Genomic DNA, 18,649 nt, shown 5'->3' with positions numbered 1-18,649 from the left:
GCCGTGGATCAGTCGGGCGCGGGGGCGGGCAGGGCGACCAGAAGGGCGGCGACGACGTCGTCGGCCGTCTTGCGCTCCGCCTCGGCGGCGAAGGACAGCAGGATGCGGTGACGCAGGACGGGGGCGGCCAGGGCGACGACATCCTCCCGCGTGGCGGCGAGGCGACCGTGCAGCAGGGCGCGGGCCTTGGCGGCCAGCACGAGGGCCTGACCGGCGCGCGGACCGGCACCCCAGCGGACGTAGTCCTGCACGGCCTTTGGCGCTTCGGCCGAGGGACGTGTGGCGCGAACCAGTGCGGTGATCCAGGTCAGCAGGGCCTCGCCGACATAGACCTCGCGCACCCATTTCTGCAGGGCGACGATGTCCTCGCCGACCATGACCTGGGGCACTGCGCCGATGCCGGATCCTGTTGTCGCCACCAGGATGGCGCGTTCTTCTTCGGCCGTCGGATAGCCGACGCGGATGTTGAGCAGGAAGCGGTCGAGCTGGGCCTCGGGCAAGGGATAGGTGCCGGCCTGTTCGAGCGGGTTCTGGGTCGCCAGAACGAAGAAGGGCTCGTTCAGCTTGTGGGTCACGCCGGCGTAGCTGACCGTGTGCTCCTGCATGGCCTCCAGCAGGGCGGCCTGGGTCTTGGGCGGGGTGCGGTTCAGCTCGTCGGCGAGGAACAGGTTGGTGAAGACCGGGCCGGGCTGGAAACGGAAGCTGCGGTGGCCGGTGCCGTGATCCTCCTCCAGCACCTCGGTGCCGAGGATGTCGGAGGGCATCAGGTCAGGGGTGAACTGGACCCGACGGAACTCCAGATGCAGGGCCTGTCCCAGGGTGCGGACCAGCAGGGTCTTGCCGAGGCCCGGGACGCCCTCGATCAGGCAGTGGCCGCCGGCGAGCAGGCCGATCAACAGCTGTTCGACCACCTCGTTCTGGCCGACGATGGCCTGGCCGATGGCGGCCTTCAGCTTGCCGAGCTGGCTGAGGCGGGCGTCGATCTCGGACTGGGTGGGCGTGGGCATGGAGGTTCCGGGGAGGAGGGAGGCGAACAGGTCAGGCGGTGAGAGCGTAGATGATGATGTTGACTGCGAATTTCGTGTTGTCCTCGGCCAGGAAACGCTTGTTGCGCCAGTCGTAGTCCCACTCGCAGCCGTAATCCTTGTTGGAATACAGCACGCCCAGCCGGCCATCGATCTCGATGCCCTTGAGATAGTCGTGGATCAGGTCGTCGCCCCAGCCGTTCAGTTCGAAACTGGTCGCCGGCGGACCGTCCTCGAACTCGAAGAAGCTGCGGTAAATGGCGTGGTCGTTGGGCAGTTTCTTCAGGGCCTCGGCGCCGAAGATGGAGGCCATCTGGCGCTCGAAGGTGGTGGCGAACAGGCCGTCGATATCGTGGTTGCAGTCGTCGACGAAGACGAAGCCGCCGTTGCGGACATAGCGTTCGAAATTGCGGGCCTCGGCCGCGTTGAACTCCACCAGCTTGTGGCCGGCGAGATAGCAGAAGGGGGCGGTCAGCATGGCCGGATCGGCCAGGGCCACGACCCGCTCGTCGGGATCGACCCGCAGGTTGGTGTAGTCGACCAGGGAGGTCAGGATGTTGGCCGGCATCCGCTGGTCCACGTCCCAGTCGCCGGAATCGTAGCGCAGCCGGGTGAACCAGAAATCATAGCTCGCCTGCGCGTCGGCGGCGCGCGGGAGGCCTGCAAGCAGGGCCCCCAGCGCGCCGCCGGTCAGCAGTCGCAAGGCATCGGCGCGTGTCATGCTCGAACGCGACACGCACCCTCTCCGGTCAGACGGCGTCGGACAGGGAGGTGAAGGTGAAGTCACGCAGGCGCATCGGCGGGATCATCATGGTCGGGCCGTCATCGCCGACCCGGACCGAACGGCCCAGCTCATCGATGTTGTTGAGCATGATCACCGGCGACTCGTTGAAGCGGAAGTTCTTCAACGGATATTTGAGCTCGCCGTTCTCGATGTAGAAGGTGCCGTCGCGGGTCAGGCCGGTCAGCAGCACCGTCTGCGGGTCCACCATGCGGATATACCAGGTGCGGGTCACCAGGATGCCGCGCTCGGTCTCGCGCACCAGGTCGGACGTGGATTTGGTCCCGCCCTCCATGATGATGTTGCCCGGTTGGGCCTGCGCCGGCTTGCCCTGTTTGTCGGCCCAGAAACGCGAATAGCCCAGGTTCCGGATGACGCCGTTCTCGACGATGTTGACGCGCTCGCGTGGCAGGCCGTCACCGTCCCAGGGCAGGGCGGGGGTCTCGGCGTGCCAGGGATCGGAGTAGACGTTGACGCGCGGATCGAAGACCTGTTCGCCGATCTTGTTGCCGCCGCCCGCCTTCGACAGGAAGCTGCGGCCCTCGTCCGCCGCCCGGGCGTCGAAGAAGTTGAACATGAAGGAGATCAGGCCAGCCGCAGCGGCCGGCTCCAGGATCACCGTGTATTTTCCGGGCTCCAGCGCCTGGGCATCGCGCGAGGCGCTGGCCTTTCGCATGGCGATCTGGATGTCGGTGTCGACGTTAAAGGTGCTCGCGTCCTGAAGGTTGCGGGCGACCCAGCCCGATCCTGTGCCGTCCTCGGTCCGGACGGTGCAGGTGTAATCCATCTCGGTGGAGCGCTGATAACCGAAGGCTCCGTTCGAGTTGGCGAAGGCGGTGAAGCTCTGGTTATCGTTCAGGAAGCCCGCGGCGATCAGGCTCTGGGACTTGCAGGGTTCGATCGATGCGCGCGCGATCTCGGCGCGGTTCTCGGGCGTGATGGCCGCCGTCGATGCGCTGAAGGTGTCGGTGGCGCGATAGGTCTGGGGCCCGATCGCCGGCATGAACTCCGGGTTCTCGGGGGCCAGCTTGGCCAGGTCCTCGGCCCGCTTGACCACCCGGGCCAGGGCCTCGTCGGAGAACTCGTTGATCGAGGCCGTTCCGACGCGTTTGCCGAACGCAACCTGTACCGCGAGATCGGTGTTGGTGATCACCCCCGAGGTGGAGACGTTGTTCAGGGCGAAGCGGATGTTTCCATCGATCGTCCCGTCCAGCTGGGCGGTGCATTCGTCGGCGGTCGACAGCGCGATCACCTTGTCGAGGATCGTCTTGGCCTCGGCTTCCGTCATGATGCTCATGTGATTTTTCCCTTGGGTCCGATCAACCGAGCGAACGCGCGGTGTTGATGACGTTGATCTTGTCGAAGCGGGTCGAGGATGAGCCGTGGCTTACCGCGGACACCTGGCTGGGCTGGCCCTTGCCGTCGAAGAACGAACCGAACATGCGGTAGTCGCTCTGGTCGCAGATGGCCGAGCAGGCGTTCCAGAACTCCGGCGTGCGCATCTGGTAGGCGACGTCCTCGAGCGGCTGGGTGATCTCGCCGTTCTTGATTTCGTAGAACAGGGTGCCGCCGAACTGGGCATTGTAGCGCTGCTGGTCGATCGAGAACGAACCCCGGCCCAGGATGTAGATGCCGTTTTCGACATTGGCGATCATGTCGTTGCGGGTCATCGGCTGAGTACCGGGCTTAAGCGACACATTGGCCATGCGCTGGAACTGAACCGTGGACCAGCTGTCGGCGTAGGAGCAACCGTCCGAGGCGGTCTTGCCGAGGATGTGAACCTGATCGCGGGTCGCCTGATAATCGACCAGCTTGCCGTCCTTGACCAGATCCCACTGTTTCGTCTTGACGCCCTCGTCGTCGTATTCGACCGCGCCCAGGCTGCCGGGCTGGGTCTTGTCGGCGAACAGGTTGACGATCTCGGACCCGTACTGGAAGCGGCTCTCGCGCTTGTCGAGCGTGGCGAAGCTGGTGCCGGCGTAGTTGGCCTCGTAGCCCAGCACCCGGTCGAGCTCGAGCGGGTGGCCGACGGATTCGTGGATGGTCAGGCCGAGGTGGTCGGGGTCGAGAACCAGGTCGTACTGGCCCGGCTCGACCGACTTGGCGGTCAGTTTCTCGCGGGCCTGACGGGCGGCGGCGACCGCGTCCTCGCGCATGTCGTAGGACATGCCGTAGCTGATCACGGCACCGTTGGCCGACTCCAGCTTGTCCTCGGCGCGGCCTTCCAGATATTCGTAGCCGAGGCCCATCGGGGCCGACAGGCCCTGACGTGAGCGGAACTTGCCGGTCGTCTGGTCGATAACCGTGACCGACATCGGGGCCCAGATACGGTGCACGTCCTGGTCGATGTAGGAGCCGTCAGAGCTGGCGAAATATTTCTGCTCGTTGACCAGGAACAGCTGCGAGTTGACGAAGTTGGCGCCGGCCTCCATCGCCGCGGCGTTGACGCCCAGCAGCAGTTCGACCTTTTCGGCGATCGGCACTTCCATCGCGTTGCGGCGGATCGGGGTCTTCCAGCTGATCTCTCCGACGCCGGGCGTCGGGGCCAGCTGGACCGGCTGGGTCTGGTTGCGGGCATTGGCCTTGGCGATGGCGGTGGCCAGGCGCGCGGCCTCGGCCACGGCCTCGGGGGTCATCTCGTTGGTGGCGGCAAAGCCCCAGGCCCCGTCAGCGATGACGCGCACGCCCGTGCCGATCGACTCGGTGTTGACGATGTTCTGGACGTTGGCTTCGCGGGTGATCACGAACTGGCGCAGGTAGCGGCCGACGCGAACGTCGCAGTAGCTGGCTCCGGCGGCCGAGGCGGCACTGAGTCCGGCGTCGGCCAGGCGCTTCTTGACCGCGATGTCGATGGTCTCGACCAGCTGCGACTCCGCGATGGCACGGCCGGCGAACCCGGGCAGCAACAGCCCCCCCGCGCCAATGCCGCAAGCGGCGAGGAATGAACGTCTATCCAAGGCTTCTCTCCACCCGAATGGCCTGCCGCGGGGGCGCGCAGGCGGTGTTGAGGGGGCGTCGCACTGGGCCCTCTCGTCACGCGGGCCGCATCTTTGACAGGCGGATGACACAGGTCAAACGATCGGAGCCGTTAAGGCCGATCATTACGAACTCTTAACGCCGGCTCCACTGCTGGCGGGCTTTCAGACCGGCGGGTCAAACGGTCGCAGCTGTGCCAGAGGGGCGAATTCGCCTTCTGTGCGCGCCATGCGCGCCTGAATCGCGGCCATGACGTCGGTCGGGCTCCATAGCGAGCCTTGCATCACCGCGATCCATTCCAGCCCTTCGGCGACGGTGTGGTCGCGGGCGTGGTTGAGGGCGGCTTTGGATCCGGAGATCGCCAGCGGCGCCTTGGTCGCGATCCGTTTCGCCATGTCGAGCGCCGCCGTAACGACCGCCTCGGCGTCGGGCAGGACGGCGTTGATCATGCCCAGCCGTTCGGCGCGCTCCGACGTCAGTGTGGACCCGGTATAGGCCAGCTCGCGCACGACCCCCTCCGGCATGAGTTTCGGCAGTCGCTGAAGACTGCCGATATCGGCCATCATGCCGATGTTGATTTCCTCGATGCGGAAATAGGCGTCCACGCTGGCCAGCCGGATGTCGCAGGCGGCGATCAGATCGAGACCTCCGCCGACGCAGGCGCCCTGGATGGCGGCGATGACCGGGAAACGGACCTTCTCCAGGGTGGTCAGTGTCTCCTGCAGGTCGCGGGCGGTCTGGTGGAAGGCCTGGCGCTCGCTGGCCTTGTCGGTGTTGAGGATCGCGCCGCCCGAGAAGACGGAAATGTCCATACCGGCGCAGAAATTCTTGCCCTCGCCAGACAGGACCAGGGCGCGGATATCGCCCGTCGCATCCAGCGCCTTCAGCTCCGGCCCGAAGCGTCGCCAAAAATCCATGTCGAGCGCGTTGGACGCCTCGGGACGGGTCAGACGCAGGTGGGCGACCGGGCCGTCGCGGGTGATCTCGAAACTGGGCAAGGTTCAGGCGGCTTTCATATTGGCGGGGCAGGTCATCAGCGATTGCCGCCGAACCCGCGTAGCTTGATCATCGAGGGCAGGACATCGAGGCCGCAGTGTTCGGCGCGCCGGGGGAGCCGCCTGCTCAGATCAAATGAGAGCATGAATGGCAGTGCGGTCTCCGGGATCAGCCGGCCGGTGTTGTCGATCGGTACGAAGACGCCGGCTTCCATGATGATCGCCTCTCAGTCGTCGCCGTTCAGACAGGCGATCAGACGCGCATTGAACGCACCGGAAACCGTCGCCGTAAAGGCGTGTCCGCCCCGCCGGTCCGTTCGGCGCCTTCCGGATCGGCTTCGCGCGCCGGGCTCTATCCGGGGAATGCCAGTCCGATGCGGACCAGGGCCGACAGGTTGGTCGCCTGCATCTTGGTCATGACCTTGGCGCGGTAGATCTCGACGGTGCGCGGGCTGATATTCAGTTCGGTGGCGATCTCCTTGTTGGAGCGGCCCTCGATCAAGGCGCGGAACACCTGGTTCTCGCGCTGACTCAGCTGAGCGATGCGTTCGGCGACGTCCTGTCGGTTCTGACGCGCGCCTTCCTGTTTCAACAGGTGGCCCAGACAGCCGCGCACCGCTTCGAGCAGACGATTGGGATCGAACGGCTTCTCGATTAAATCGACGACGCCGGCCTTCATCATCTGAACGGCCATGGGCACGTCGGCGTGGCCGGTGATCACGATGATTGGCCAGGTGTCGCCTTTCAGTTCCCTGAGCCGGCGAACGACCTCGGCACCGTCCATGTCGGGCATGCGCACATCGGTGATCACGCAGGCCGAGTCCACCTCCGGCAGGTTGGCGAACATTTCGCTCCCGCTGGTGAAGGCGCGGGCGCGCAGGCCCTCGCCGCGAAGCAGGACCAGAAGGGCGTCACGGACGGCGTCGTCATCCTCGGCGATCAGCACGGTGATCGAGTTCATGCGTCCACAAGCTCCCGCTCACGCATAAGACAGAATGAGAAGGCGGCCCCTCCGAGCGGGCTGGCCTCGACCTTCAACACGCCGCCGTGCCTTTCGATGATGGTCCGGGTCACCGAAAGGCCCAGCCCCATGCCACCCGACTTTGTACTGATCAGGGGGCGGAATATAGCTTCCATGTCGGCGGTCGCGATTCCCGCGCCGTTGTCCTCGACGCGGACCTCGTATTTCTCGGGCGAGATCGCCCGGCCGGAAACGATGACCCGGGGATCGGGCCGTCCCGCGAGCGCTTCGACGGCGTTGCGCACCAGATTGACCATGGCCTGCTGGAACTGGATCTGCTCCGCCCGGACGGTGTCGTTCTCATCGTCGATCCGGAGTTCGATCGATACCCCGCCGGTCCGCGCAATCATCTGGATCACTTCGTTGAGATCGTCCATCATTGATCCGGTGCGCTCGACATCCAGCCCTCGCGTCTCATGCGCCAGCAGTTCGCGCATCCGTCGGATGATTTCCCCGGCCCGCAGCAACTGGGTCTTGGCCATGTCGACGGTCCGGCCCGCACTGTCCGCCACCGGTCCCGCGCGCTTCATGTCGGTCTGGGCGGCGTGCAGATAGGTGACTGCGGCGCTGAGCGGCTGGTTCAGTTCATGCGCCAGGGTGGCCGCCATCTCGCCGAGGGAGTTCAGCCGCCAGACCCGGTTCAACTGGGTGTGCAGTTCCCGGGCCTGGGCGTCGGCGGTGTGGGTCGCCGTCAGGTCGGTCAGCGTCAGGACGGCGTATTCGGGATCGATCTCGTCCTCGTTGATACCGATCTGGATATTGAGGTGTAGCCGCTCTCCGTCGCCCCGGCGCGCCACCCAGGAGCCCGATGCCGTCCCGCCCGCGCCGCGGGGGGCGAAGGTCTCCAGATCGAAATCCTCGACGAACAGGCTGAACGGCTCGCCAATCGCGAGGGCCTCCTGCGCGGCCAGCAAGGCGGAGGCGGAAGGCGTCAGCGAACGAATGACGCCCTGTCGATCCAGCATCACGACAGGAACGGACACCAGGAGGGTCTGGAGGATGTGGTCGCGTCGGGCCAGTCGCAGTGAGAGTTCGCTGGCCTGTCGGCGGGAGGCGCGGAGTCGCCGGAACCCGTCGGAGATCAACCACGCCACGGCCGCGAACAGAAGCGCATTGGCGATCGTGTGGACGACGTTGTCCATGCGGGCCAGGGCGACGTTCGCCGTGATGGCCAGGAGGATGGCGAAAACCGTCTCGCGCCGGCCGGACAACAGGGCCACGGCCATGACGGCGGGCAGCATGGGCAGGTAGTAGAAGCTGCCGAACCCTTCCAGCGCGGCACGGACGCCGACCGCGGCCAGCACCGCGACGATCGCAAGGGGATAGCCCGCCCACGGCGCTTCAGACAGCTGCGCCGCCTTCGTCCGGATGAACGCAATGGCGTTCTGTCGCGACATGATGCCGCCTCAATCAGCTTCGAGCGAAGTCGAGCCCGGTGTGATTTATCTGCATCGATTCGGCGTGACGGACCGTCGTTCTCAGGGTCAATCGTCCCGGCGAAAATTCATTTTTAAATGAATAACTGTCAGAGCCGAACCGGTCGATCCCGACGCCGGATCGCGCCCCTCGTCAGGCGGATAGGTATTCCTGGCCTAGGCGAAGATTTACGAAATCTAGTCAAGCCGATCGGCCAAACCCAGTGTTGGCATGGGTTTGGATGTCCGCCTCGCGCTTCGAACGACGGTCGACCCAACCCCTTTCCAGTCTGGGCGAAGCGGGTGAGTGCGACGTACCCAAGTTGAAGGTGTCTTCCGGTGGGTACAGGCGGAGATACGGCCTGCGCCATGCCGGCTCTCGATCGAAGGCGGGGTTGGTAGGTGGCGTATCGGCGGGGTTCCCAGGCGGTTATGCAACGCTCGCCGACCGTCGAGAATGTCCGATGCGCGGCCCGATCCCTTTGACCGATCTCGACCGAGGCTGTGTGAAAACGCCCTCTGATCGAGCGAATTAGCCTAGCCTTCTGGTGTCAACAGGGGGTGAGTATGAGCCGCTTTGTTCAGGGTGCAGATCGGCGGCAGCCGACGCTGCTTCCAGACTGTCTCGACGACTATGTGGCCGAGGAGAACCCGGTCCGGGAGCCCGAAACGATGGCCTTGGTGTTCTGGTGAACCTGAGCTCCGACGCAACCAAGTCCGACAGGTTGGCGAACAGCACAGCCTTCGAGACCGGTGCTTATTGTCACACCAAGGGCCAAGCTTGTTGACAGGATAACAGCCTTTGCAGCATGCGAATTCGTGCGGACCGGGCCCCTCTGACGATCGCGTCGATCGTGATGTCGGACCGCACCGGCGGCGAGAGTTCATGCGTGAACGGTCGCTGCCCTTTCGAGGTGGAACCAATATGTCATCACTGTCCAAGGGCCGTTTCGGCCTGAAAGTTTCTGTGCGCCTGGCGCTTCTCTCGGCGCTGGCCGCAGCCGTTCCGGGCGCGGCGCTGGCCCAGGCCTCGTCCCACGATCACGCCTGCCCCTCGGTATCCCAAGCGGATGTCGAGAGCCAGTTCGCCAGGTTCAATGATGCCTGGGCGACCGGCAACCCGGACGTGGTCACAGCACTGTTCACGGACGAGCCCGTGCTGCTGGCCACGGTCTCCAATACGCCGCGCACGACCCCGGCCCTGGTCCGCGACTATTTCGTGAGCTTCCTGCGGAGCAAGCCGGTCGGTCGCATCGACACCAGCACGGTCGAGATCGATTGCCAGACGGCTTCCCGGCTCGGCACCTGGACCGTCACCCTGACCGACGCGGCCACGGGTGCCAAGACGGACGTCCGCGCCCGCTATTCGTTCATCTACCGCTACGAAGGCGGCAACTGGAAGATCGATCATCTGCACTCGTCGATGATGCCGGAAGCCGACCGCTAGGCCTTTCTCTCAGGACTCGTGACCCGCCGCGGGGCCCCTCCCGCAGCGGGCCTTTCTCCATGGATAGAGATGAATAGACTGGTTTTGGCCGTGTCGACTGCGGCACTCTCGCTGGCGACCCCGGTCCTTGCGAACGACGAGGACATGGAGTTCTGGTTCAATCCATCCGTCACCAAGGCGGCAGGCGACAGGACATCCATCGAGCTCGAAACGGCACAGCGGTTCCGCAACGATCCGCGCAACGACACATGGTTCGTTCGCGGCTGGATCAAACGCGACGATGCCCGGGGCAACACCTGGGGCGTCGGCATCGAACAACGCTGGAACGGACCGGACCAACGGGAGGTTCGGCTACTCCAGCAGGTCGGCTATGAACTGGGCCCCATCGACCTCCGCACGCGCGTGGAACAGCGGTTCGTCTCGACCGATCCCCAGACGGGATGGCGAGTTCGACAGCGTATCGGCACGTCAGTCCCGCTTGGCGATTCCGCTGACAACTGGAGTCTCACTGCAGATGCCGAGCTTTTCGTGACGCTACGCAGCACAGACCCAGACGGCCAAACCGGCGTCACGGGGTTGCGTACCTTCGTTGGATTCGAACGGGAATTCGGTCGCTACGAGGTGAGTCTGGGCTATCTCCGCCAGCAGGACGTGCGCGACAACGCGCCCGACCGCATCGGGCACGCACCTTTCATCGGGGTCGGTGTCGCATTCTGATAGACGATCGCCAGGACAACAATCACAGGCACAAGAGAGAAAATGCTCTCGTGACGACCGTCGCCACCAGGGCGAAAGATCGCCTGCGGATGGTTGTGGTGAGCCGGTTCTCGGCCAAGGCTTAGGTAGTGTGGACAAAGTGGATTCCCAAATCAGCTGATCGCTGACTCAAAGCTGTTCTTTGCGGAGAGCAGCCTTGGCTCGGGGTTTGACGTCGGACGCGGAGCTTTCCTCGGCCGCCGACGCCGAGATCGTCACCACCATCGGCTGGCGGCCGACCGTCGGCGACGTCAAGTTCGACCTCGCCGTCGTGAACCGCGACCTGCCGGGCACCCGCGCCGGCCTCGACAGCAACTTCTTCGAATACCAGGCCGACGCCTCGCGCGCCTTCGGCCCCGTCACCGCCCGCCTGCGTGTCAACTACACGCCTGATGGGTACGCCGCGGCCCGGGAGGCCTTGTGGGTCGAACTGCAGGGTACGGTGTCACTGGACAGCAAGACGAAGGCCAGCGTCGCCATCGCCGACCGTTCCGCCGACGGCGCCGCCGAATACGTCGCCTGGAACGCCGGGGTGAAGAGCAAGCTGACCGACGCCGTGTCGGCGGACCTGCGATGGTACGACACCGACGGCCACAGCTTCGGCAAGCCCTTCGAGGCCCGTCTGGTCGCCGCGCTCTCCTACGCCTTCTGATCCATCACATCGACGCCAGAAAAAACGGGTCCGCCCGCGAGCAAGAGGTTTGGAGGAGGCACGATGTTCGTAAAATCTAAAGGGTCCCTACCCTACGTGTTTCTACGTAACGTCCCGTTCATCACTAATATAAATGTCCCGGGCAATCTTTGAACACTACGGCGTCCATGATGTCGGCGCAACCTTAGATCGAGTTTACTTGATCTGTTTCGCGTCCAGGATCGGATTGATGCCGATATCGATCGTTGGCCGGCAAGCCGCACCGTTTTGCGCTGGAATTTGGGAAGACAAATTGTGAGCAGGTTCCTTTCGGACGCAAAGATTTCGACCAAGATCATCGTGCCGATGATCGCCGTCGCCCTCGTGGGCCTGGTCGGGTCCGCATACGCCGGCTGGAAGACGGCGCAGGTCGCCGGAACCTATCAGTCGCTGATCGCCAAAGAAGGCGTCGCGACGGTCAAGATGGTCCAGGCCAACGTGCAACTTCAAGCCCTGGCGTACCAGAGGTATCGGGTCTTCGCCTGGGACGGCACAACGCAGGAGGCGCGCCAGGCTGCAGAGAAGGCGGCGACGGCCGACAGCCTGATCGTCGAGAGGCTGGACCAGGTCGAGGCGCTGATGCCCGAGTGGAAGGCGGAGATGTTACCGCTGCGCACGGGTCTCGCAGAGGTCAGGGCCCTGACCGTCCGTGCGATCGACCGCGGTCTGGCCAATGACGTCGAGGCCGGACGAGTCCTCAACCGGGAAATCGACACCAAGATCGGCGTCCTGGCACCGCAGATCGTCGCGTTCAATGAAGCCAAGACCGCCGCGAGGACTGAGGCCGCGGAAGGTCTGAAACAGGACGTTCAGAACACCATTCTGGTCACCCTGATTTCGACCTTGATCGCGATGGTTGCCGCAGTCCTCGCCGCCCTGATGATCGCGGGCAAGGGCATCGTCACGCCGATTCACACGATCAACGCGCTCATGCGCCGTCTGGTCGGCGGCGACACCGAATTCGAGGTCGCCGAGAGCAGCCGCAAGGACGAGATCGGGGAAGTAGGTCGCAACGTTGTGATCTTCCGTGACGCCGCTATCGAGAAGGGCCGCCTGAAAGCCGAGCGTGACGCCCAGAGGAGCGAGTCGGAAGGCGAACGCGACCGCAACCAGCGCGCCTCGGACGCCGCCGCCCGCGATCAGGCCGCCGTCGTCTCGGCCATGGGCGACGGTCTGGACCACCTGACCCGAGGCGACCTCACCTATACCCTGAACCAGCCCTTCCCCGAGCACTATGCGAAGCTGAAGGACGACTTCAACGTCGCCATCGGCCAGCTGAAGGACACGATGTCGGTGGTGCTGAACAACGTCTCGGCCATCCGCTCCGGCGCCGGCGAGATCGCCCAGGCCTCCGACGACCTGTCGCGCCGTACCGAGCAGCAGGCCGCCTCGCTGGAAGAGACCGCCGCCGCCCTGGACGAGATCACCGCGACGGTGAACCGCACGGCCCTGGGGGCCCGTCAGGCCTCCGAGACGGTCCAGGCCGCCAAGGGCGACGCCGAGACCTCGGGCAATGTCGTCCGTGACGCGGTCTCGGCCATGGGCGCGATCGAGAAATCGGCCCAGGAAATCAGCCAGATCATCGGTGTGATCGACGAGATCGCCTTCCAGACCAATCTTCTGGCCCTGAACGCGGGCGTCGAGGCGGCCCGTGCCGGCGACGCCGGCCGCGGCTTCGCGGTCGTCGCCTCCGAGGTCCGGGCCCTGGCCCAGCGCTCGGCGGAAGCGGCCAGGGAGATCAAGGTGCTGATCTCGGCCTCCAGCTCGCAGGTCAATGCCGGCGTCGCGCTGGTCGGCCAGACCGGCGAGGCGCTGCAGCGCATCGTCAGCCGCGTCGCCGAGATCGACGGCCTGGTCTCGGAGATCGCCGCCTCGGCCCAGGAACAGGCCATTGGCCTTGCCCAGGTCAATACCGCCGTCAACCAGATGGACCAGGTCACCCAGCAAAATGCCGCGATGGTCGAGCAATCGACCGCCGCCAGCCACTCGCTGACGCAGGAGGCCGACATCCTGGCCAGCTCCATGGCGCGCTTTGAGACCGGTGGAGTCGCCGCGCCTGCCCGGGCGGCTCGCCCGCCTTCGTCTGCGCGCCCGGTCAGTCGACCCGCGCAACGCCCCGTCGCCCAGATGCGCACTGTCAGTCACGGCGGCGCCGCCCTTAAACCTGAACCCGTCGTCTCAGACGACAGTTGGGAGGAGTTCTGATGACCGCCTCGATATCGTTGCCGGCTGTTCTCGACCTGTCACAGGCCGAGCCTCTGAAGGCGGCGCTACTGCCGATGCGAGGCCAGTCGGTCACCATCGACGCCTCGCGCGTCGAGCGTCTGGGCGGCCTGTGCCTGCAGGTCCTGATCTCGGCCCAGCAAACCTGGGCCAGCGACGGTCATGTTCTGCAGATTAACGAAGTGTCACGAGATTTCGCCGATCAATGGAACGCATTCGGGGCGGCCTCGGCCGACCGCCCGCTGGGAGCTATTTCGTGACCAAGACTGTTCTGACCATCGATGACAGCCGTACCATGCGCGACATGCTGCTGATGGCCCTGGTGGATGCGGGCTACCGCGTGATCCAGGCGGTCGACGGCGTGGACGGGCTGGAGACCCTGGCGGCCGAGGGCGCCGACGTCATCATCACCGACATCAACATGCCCCGCATGGACGGCTTCGGCGTGATCGAGGGCGTGCGCGCGGATCCTAATCACCGTGCGACGCCGGTTCTGGTCCTGACCACCGAGAGCGACGCTGCCAAGAAGCAGCGCGCCCGCGACGCCGGTGCCACCGGCTGGATCGTCAAGCCGTTCGATCCAGTCAAGCTGGTCGCCGCCGTCCGTCGCGTGGCGGCTTGAGCCATGAGTGACGCGGTCGATCCCTTTGAAGCCATCAAGGTCGTCTTCTTCCAGGAGTGCGACGAGTTGCTCGGCGACCTGGAGACCGGTCTGCTGGCGATCGAGCAGGGCGAAGCGGACAGCGAGACGGTCAACGCGGTCTTCCGGGCTGTGCATTCGGTCAAGGGCGGGGCAGGGGCCTTCGGCCTCGATGCCCTCGTGCGGTTCGCTCACGTTTTCGAGACCCTGCTGGACGAGATCCGTTCCGACCGGAAGCCGTGCGACGACGTCACGGTCAAGACCTTGCTGCGCGCTTCAGACGTGCTGGCCGATCACATCGCCGCCGCGCGCGGCCAGGGTGTGGCGGTCGACGAGGCCCGCTCCGCCGGCCTGGTCGCAGAGATGGAAGTCCTGACGCATGGCGAGGCCACGCCGGCCACCGTCGCGGCCGTCGCGAGCGAGCCCGTCTTCACGCCGGTCGCGGCCGCACCGGTCGACGACGACATGGACGACTTCGGCTTCAAGCCGGTCGCCTTCAACCTCACCGACCTGGGCGGACCTGCCGAGGCCACCGCCCCGGCGAGCGATGCGGTCCCTGGCGCCAACGTCTGGCGGATCGTATTCCACCCGCACGGCCGGATGTATGCCAACGGCAACGAGACGGCCCTGCTGCTGCGCGACCTTTCCCATCTCGGCGAGACGACGGTCACGCTCGACGTTTCCGCGGTGCCGGATCTGGACGCTCTGAACGCCGAGGACTCGTACCTCTCCTGGACCATCGACCTGACGACGGACGACGGAGAGGCCGCGATCCGCGATGTCTTCGACTTCGTGGACAGCGATTGCGACCTTTCCATCCGGCCGGCCTCGGCCGTTCCCGAAATCGTTCAGGACGAGCCCGCCACGGCCCCCGCACCTGCCCCCGCCGCAGACCTCGACATCTCGGCTCTGCTGGCCCGTGCCCAGAGCGAGGACGTGGCCGCACCGACGCCGGACAATCCAGCCCCGGTCGCGCCAGTGGCGACGGTAGTCCCGATCGCCGAAGACCCGCCGACGCCGCCAATCGTAGCCCCGATCGCGCCGACGCCCGCAGCGACCCCCGCCGCCGCCGCCGCCACCGCTCCGGCCGCGACCGCCGCTGTCACCATTCGCGTCGACCTCGACCGCGTCGATCGCCTGATCAACGTCGTGGGTGAACTGGTCATCCAGCAGGCCATGTTGGCCCAGCGGGTGATCGAGAGCGGCCTGGCCCGATCGTCCGGAATCTCTGTCGGTCTCGAGGATCTCGAACTGCTGACGCGTGAGATTCAGGACAGCGTCATGGCCATCCGCGCCCAGCCGGTGAAGTCGGTGTTCCAGCGTATGCCGCGCCTCGTCCGGGAAGTCGGCGAGATGACCGGCAAGCGTGTCCGCCTGGTCACGGCCGGGGAGGACACCGAGGTCGACAAGACCGTGGTCGAACGCCTCGCCGAGCCGATCACCCACATGCTGCGCAACGCCATCGACCACGGTCTGGAAGGGCCGGAAGATCGGGCCGCCGCCGGCAAGCCGATCGAGGGCACGGTGCGCCTGGTCGCCCTGCATCGCTCGGGCCGGATCGTCATCGAGATCTCGGACGACGGGCGCGGCATCAACCGCGAACGGGTCAAGGGCATCGCCGTCTCGCGCGGCTTGATCGCCGAGGACGCCGCCCTGACCGACGAGGAGATCGACAATCTGATCTTCCTGCCGGGCTTCTCCACCGCCGAGACGATCACTGACGTGTCCGGGCGCGGGGTCGGGATGGACGTGGTCCGTCGCTCGATACAGGCCCTGGGCGGTCGCATCTCGATCGCGTCCAACCCGGGCAAGGGGTCGACCTTCACACTCAGCCTGCCCCTGACCCTCGCGGTGCTGGACGGCATGGTCGTCACCGGTGCCGAACAGACACTGGTCGCCCCCCTGACCGCCATCGTCGAGAGCCTGACGCCGCGTCTTGAGGACATCCACTACGTCGGCGGACACGATCCGGTCATCCGCTTCCGCGACATGTTTGTGCCGCTGATCGACGTCGCCCTGGGCATGGGATTCCGGGATACGCCCCTGGCCGCCGAGACCGGTGTCGCCGTGGTCGTCGAGACCGAGGGCGGCACACGCGCGGCCCTCCTGTTCGACGCGATCCAGGGCCAGCGCCAGGTCGTCATCAAGAGCCTGGAGACCAACTATCAGCAGGTCGAGGGCGTCGCCGCCGCCACCATCCTCGGCGACGGCCGGGTCGCCCTGATCCTGGACGTCGACGCCATCGTAGCCGGTTCGCGCCGCCGGTTCGTGCGGAACGAGACGGTGCGTCCCGAACTGAAAATCGCGAGCTGATCATGACTGAAGCCACCAACACCGCCGCCCGTGAACTGATCGCCTTCCGTATCGGGGAGCAGGAGTTCTGCGTGGATATCATGTCCGTGAGAGAAATCCGCGGCTGGACCCCGGCCACGCCGCTACCGCGCGCGCCGGGCTTCATGAAGGGCGTGATCAATCTTCGCGGGGCCGTCCTGCCGATCATCGACCTGGGGGCCCGCTTCGGCCTGCGCACGTCGGACCCAACGGCGCGCCACGTGATCATGGTCGCCCATGTCGGCGGCCGGATGGTGGGCCTTCTGGTCGACGCCGTGTCCGACATCATCCAGTTGACCGACGAAGCGATGCAGCCGACGCCCGATGTCGCCAGCGACCAGGTGAAGTCCTTCGTCAAGGGCCTGTTCGCCCTCGACGGCCGCCTGATCAGCCTGATCGAACTGGACCGGATCATCCCGGACGCCTCGGAAGCAGAAGCCGCATGAGCCGTACCGCCGGGCGCGAATCCCTGGTCGAAGGCGAGTTCGCCTTCACCGCCGAGGACTTCCGCCACATCGCCGAAACCCTGCACAGCCATGCCGGTATCGCCCTCAACGAGGGCAAGGCCGCCCTGGTCTATTCGCGGCTGGCCAAGCGGCTGCGAACCCTGGGTCTGCGCAGCTTCCGGGACTATTGCGCCCTGGTCCAGGGCGTGGACGGCGTCGACGAGCGTCAGATTATGACGGCCGCCCTGACCACCAACGTGACCCGCTTCTTCCGCGAGCCGCACCATTTCGAACACCTGCGCGACCAGGTCATGCCAGGCCTGGCCGAACGCGCCCGTCGCGGCGAGCGTGTCCGCCTGTGGTCGGCCGCCTGCTCAAACGGCCAGGAGCCCTATTCAATGGCCATGACGGTCCTGGCAGTCCTGCCGGAAGCCACCGATCTCGACTTCCGCATTCTGGCCACCGACATCGATCCCAACATGGTCGCCGACGGCATCACCGGCGTCTACTCCGCCGAACACCTGGAAGCCGCGCCGCCGATGTTGCGCAATCGCTTCTTCGAAAAGGCGCCTGACCAGGGCCGCGACATGCTGTCGGCCAATGCGGCGCTGCGCGAGCTCGTCTCGTTCCGCGAACTGAACCTGATCGGAGACTGGCCCATGCGGCACAAGTTCGATGTCATCTTCTGCCGCAACGTCGTGATCTATTTCGACGACGCGACCCAGGAGCGGGTGTGGAAGCGGTTCACCCCGCTGATGAACCCCGGTGCCACCCTCTATATCGGCCACTCGGAGCGGGTCAGCGGATCGGCCATGAACCAGCTACAGACCAGCGGCCTGACCACCTACAGGCTGACAGCATGAGCGTGCCTATCCGTGTCCTGGTGGTGGACGACTCCCCGACCATGCGAGGCCTGATCACGGCCGCCCTGCGCCGCGATCCGGAGATCGAGGTCGTCGGTTCGGCCGCTGACCCGCTGGAAGCGCGCACCCTGATCAAGGAGCTGAACCCCGACGTCATCACCCTCGACGTCGAGATGCCCAATATGAACGGCCTGGAGTTCCTCGAGAAGATCATGCGCCTGCGGCCCATGCCCGTGGTCATGGTCTCGACCCTGACCCAGGCCGGGGCCGAGGTCACCCTGCGGGCACTGGAAATGGGAGCGATCGACGCGGTCGGCAAACCCGGCGCGGGCGTCACCGCCGCAGAGGCCTTTACCGAACTGACCCTCAAGGTGAAGACCGCCGCCCGGTCCCGGGTCCGCCGCCACGAGACTGTCGAGGCACCCCGTCCACGCACAGACTATCGCCCTGCCGCCGATCACATCCTGGCCATCGGCGCCTCTACGGGCGGGGTGGAAGCGCTTCTGACGATCATATCGGCCTTCCCGGCGAACTGCCCGGCCACGGTGATTACCCAGCATATGCCGGCGACCTTCACGCCCAGCTTCGCCGCCCGCCTGGACAAGATGTCGGCCGCCACGGTCAGCGAGGCCGTCGACGGCGCACCCCTGATACCCGGCCACGTCTATCTGGCCCCCGGCGGCCTGACCCATCTCGAGGTCTCGGGCACGACGCCGCGCTGCCGCCTGAGCCAGGGCGAAACCGTCAGCGGCCACCGGCCGTCGGTCGATGTCCTGTTCCGTTCGGTCGCCCGTCTGCACCGTCCGATGACCGGCGTCATCCTGACCGGCATGGGCCGCGACGGCGCGCAAGGGTTGCTCGAGATGCGCAACGCCGGCGCCCACACCCTGGGTCAGGATGAAGCCAGCTGCGTCGTCTACGGCATGCCGCGCGTCGCCCACGAGATCGGGGCCGTAGAACGGCAGCTGCCGCTCGCCCGCCTTTCGTCCGCCATTCTCGATCTGTGCGCCTCGTCCGGCGCCAAGACAGCACCCTGAGG

18 protein-coding genes and 1 pseudogene are annotated in these 18,649 nt (G+C 65.8%); 11 read left to right on the top strand and 8 right to left on the bottom strand.

Annotated elements, in window-relative coordinates; translation table 11 throughout:
- Window positions 1-8 precede the first annotated feature (8 nt).
- The 8 genes from ACW18A_RS11615 to ACW18A_RS11580 form a co-directional block, all read right to left on the bottom strand.
- Window positions 9-1,007 (bottom strand): AAA family ATPase, encoded by a 999-nt coding sequence (locus tag ACW18A_RS11615; protein WP_492021872.1) that lies wholly within the window; start codon window positions 1,005-1,007, stop codon window positions 9-11.
- Window positions 1,008-1,038: 31 nt separating this feature from the next.
- Window positions 1,039-1,746, bottom strand: a complete 708-nt coding sequence (locus tag ACW18A_RS11610; RefSeq protein ID WP_492024386.1) for a DUF4159 domain-containing protein — start codon at window positions 1,744-1,746, stop codon at window positions 1,039-1,041.
- A gap of 28 nt (window positions 1,747-1,774) precedes the next feature.
- A complete protein-coding gene (locus ACW18A_RS11605) occupies window positions 1,775-3,103 on the bottom strand; it encodes a TldD/PmbA family protein (RefSeq protein ID WP_492021871.1) in 1,329 nt (442 codons plus the stop codon).
- Between the two features lie 22 nt (window positions 3,104-3,125).
- The gene (locus ACW18A_RS11600; RefSeq protein WP_492021870.1) at window positions 3,126-4,763 is read right to left on the bottom strand and encodes a TldD/PmbA family protein; all 1,638 of its coding nucleotides are present in this window, start codon (window positions 4,761-4,763) and stop codon (window positions 3,126-3,128) included.
- Window positions 4,764-4,946: 183 nt separating this feature from the next.
- Window positions 4,947-5,780, bottom strand: coding sequence for an enoyl-CoA hydratase-related protein (locus ACW18A_RS11595; protein ID WP_492021869.1), 834 nt, complete (start codon window positions 5,778-5,780; stop codon window positions 4,947-4,949).
- A gap of 35 nt (window positions 5,781-5,815) precedes the next feature.
- A complete protein-coding gene (locus tag ACW18A_RS11590; RefSeq protein WP_492021868.1) occupies window positions 5,816-5,992 on the bottom strand; it encodes a hypothetical protein in 177 nt (58 codons plus the stop codon).
- A 137-nt stretch (window positions 5,993-6,129) separates the two neighbouring features.
- Entirely contained in the window at window positions 6,130-6,738 is a 609-nt protein-coding gene (locus tag ACW18A_RS11585) for a response regulator transcription factor (protein WP_492021867.1), read from the bottom strand.
- Window positions 6,735-8,195: an ATP-binding protein gene (locus tag ACW18A_RS11580; RefSeq protein ID WP_492021866.1), complete on the bottom strand. Its 1,461-nt coding sequence runs from the start codon at window positions 8,193-8,195 to the stop codon at window positions 6,735-6,737. The genes ACW18A_RS11585 and ACW18A_RS11580 overlap by 4 nt, the downstream gene beginning before the upstream one ends.
- A gap of 585 nt (window positions 8,196-8,780) precedes the next feature.
- On the opposite strand from ACW18A_RS11580, the pseudogene ACW18A_RS11575 reads away from it, so the two are divergent.
- The 11 genes and pseudogenes from ACW18A_RS11575 to ACW18A_RS11525 form a co-directional block, all read left to right on the top strand.
- Window positions 8,781-8,873, top strand: a pseudogene (locus tag ACW18A_RS11575) (hypothetical protein); the annotation flags it as partial.
- Between the two features lie 265 nt (window positions 8,874-9,138).
- Window positions 9,139-9,660 carry an SgcJ/EcaC family oxidoreductase gene (locus tag ACW18A_RS11570; protein WP_492021865.1) on the top strand — a complete coding sequence of 174 codons (522 nt, stop codon included), beginning with the start codon at window positions 9,139-9,141 and terminating at the stop codon, window positions 9,658-9,660.
- 69 nt (window positions 9,661-9,729) lie between these two features.
- The gene (locus ACW18A_RS11565; RefSeq protein ID WP_492021864.1) at window positions 9,730-10,377 is read left to right on the top strand and encodes a DUF2490 domain-containing protein; all 648 of its coding nucleotides are present in this window, start codon (window positions 9,730-9,732) and stop codon (window positions 10,375-10,377) included.
- Between the two features lie 196 nt (window positions 10,378-10,573).
- Window positions 10,574-11,068 (top strand): TorF family putative porin, encoded by a 495-nt coding sequence (locus ACW18A_RS11560; RefSeq protein ID WP_492021863.1) that lies wholly within the window; start codon window positions 10,574-10,576, stop codon window positions 11,066-11,068.
- A 294-nt stretch (window positions 11,069-11,362) separates the two neighbouring features.
- Window positions 11,363-13,312, top strand: a complete 1,950-nt coding sequence (locus ACW18A_RS11555) for a methyl-accepting chemotaxis protein (RefSeq protein ID WP_492021862.1) — start codon at window positions 11,363-11,365, stop codon at window positions 13,310-13,312.
- A complete protein-coding gene (locus ACW18A_RS11550) occupies window positions 13,312-13,590 on the top strand; it encodes an STAS domain-containing protein (protein ID WP_492021861.1) in 279 nt (92 codons plus the stop codon). The genes ACW18A_RS11555 and ACW18A_RS11550 overlap by 1 nt, the downstream gene beginning before the upstream one ends.
- On the top strand, window positions 13,587-13,952 hold the full coding sequence (locus ACW18A_RS11545; RefSeq protein WP_492021860.1) for a response regulator: 366 nt from the start codon (window positions 13,587-13,589) through the stop codon (window positions 13,950-13,952). The genes ACW18A_RS11550 and ACW18A_RS11545 overlap by 4 nt, the downstream gene beginning before the upstream one ends.
- A 3-nt stretch (window positions 13,953-13,955) precedes the next feature.
- A complete protein-coding gene (locus ACW18A_RS11540; protein WP_492021859.1) occupies window positions 13,956-16,283 on the top strand; it encodes a chemotaxis protein CheA in 2,328 nt (775 codons plus the stop codon).
- Window positions 16,284-16,285: 2 nt separating this feature from the next.
- A complete protein-coding gene (locus tag ACW18A_RS11535) occupies window positions 16,286-16,747 on the top strand; it encodes a chemotaxis protein CheW (RefSeq protein WP_492021858.1) in 462 nt (153 codons plus the stop codon).
- Window positions 16,744-17,610, top strand: coding sequence for a CheR family methyltransferase (locus ACW18A_RS11530; protein ID WP_492021857.1), 867 nt, complete (start codon window positions 16,744-16,746; stop codon window positions 17,608-17,610). The genes ACW18A_RS11535 and ACW18A_RS11530 overlap by 4 nt, the downstream gene beginning before the upstream one ends.
- Window positions 17,607-18,647, top strand: coding sequence for a protein-glutamate methylesterase/protein-glutamine glutaminase (locus ACW18A_RS11525; RefSeq protein ID WP_492021856.1), 1,041 nt, complete (start codon window positions 17,607-17,609; stop codon window positions 18,645-18,647). The genes ACW18A_RS11530 and ACW18A_RS11525 overlap by 4 nt, the downstream gene beginning before the upstream one ends.
- Window positions 18,648-18,649: the final 2 nt, after the last annotated feature.

The sequence above is a fragment of the Brevundimonas sp. AVps5 genome (assembly GCF_058681515.1).
Note: the sequence above shows the minus strand (reverse complement) of the source record. Positions and strands in the feature narration are given on the sequence as shown.

Excerpts from the sequence above, each read along its gene's own strand:
- ACW18A_RS11615 (WP_492021872.1), bottom strand. The coding sequence starts at position 1,007 with ATGCCCACGCCCACCCAGTCCGAGATCGACGCCCGCCTCAGCCAGCTC.
- ACW18A_RS11610 (WP_492024386.1), bottom strand. The coding sequence starts at position 1,746 with ATGACACGCGCCGATGCCTTGCGACTGCTGACCGGCGGCGCGCTGGGG.
- ACW18A_RS11605 (WP_492021871.1), bottom strand. The coding sequence starts at position 3,103 with ATGAGCATCATGACGGAAGCCGAGGCCAAGACGATCCTCGACAAGGTG.
- ACW18A_RS11590 (WP_492021868.1), bottom strand. The coding sequence starts at position 5,992 with ATGGAAGCCGGCGTCTTCGTACCGATCGACAACACCGGCCGGCTGATC.
- ACW18A_RS11585 (WP_492021867.1), bottom strand. The coding sequence starts at position 6,738 with ATGAACTCGATCACCGTGCTGATCGCCGAGGATGACGACGCCGTCCGT.
- ACW18A_RS11580 (WP_492021866.1), bottom strand. The coding sequence starts at position 8,195 with ATGTCGCGACAGAACGCCATTGCGTTCATCCGGACGAAGGCGGCGCAG.
- ACW18A_RS11570 (WP_492021865.1), top strand. The coding sequence starts at position 9,139 with ATGTCATCACTGTCCAAGGGCCGTTTCGGCCTGAAAGTTTCTGTGCGC.
- ACW18A_RS11565 (WP_492021864.1), top strand. The coding sequence starts at position 9,730 with ATGAATAGACTGGTTTTGGCCGTGTCGACTGCGGCACTCTCGCTGGCG.
- ACW18A_RS11550 (WP_492021861.1), top strand. The coding sequence starts at position 13,312 with ATGACCGCCTCGATATCGTTGCCGGCTGTTCTCGACCTGTCACAGGCC.
- ACW18A_RS11540 (WP_492021859.1), top strand. The coding sequence starts at position 13,956 with ATGAGTGACGCGGTCGATCCCTTTGAAGCCATCAAGGTCGTCTTCTTC.
- ACW18A_RS11535 (WP_492021858.1), top strand. The coding sequence starts at position 16,286 with ATGACTGAAGCCACCAACACCGCCGCCCGTGAACTGATCGCCTTCCGT.
- ACW18A_RS11530 (WP_492021857.1), top strand. The coding sequence starts at position 16,744 with ATGAGCCGTACCGCCGGGCGCGAATCCCTGGTCGAAGGCGAGTTCGCC.
- ACW18A_RS11525 (WP_492021856.1), top strand. The coding sequence starts at position 17,607 with ATGAGCGTGCCTATCCGTGTCCTGGTGGTGGACGACTCCCCGACCATG.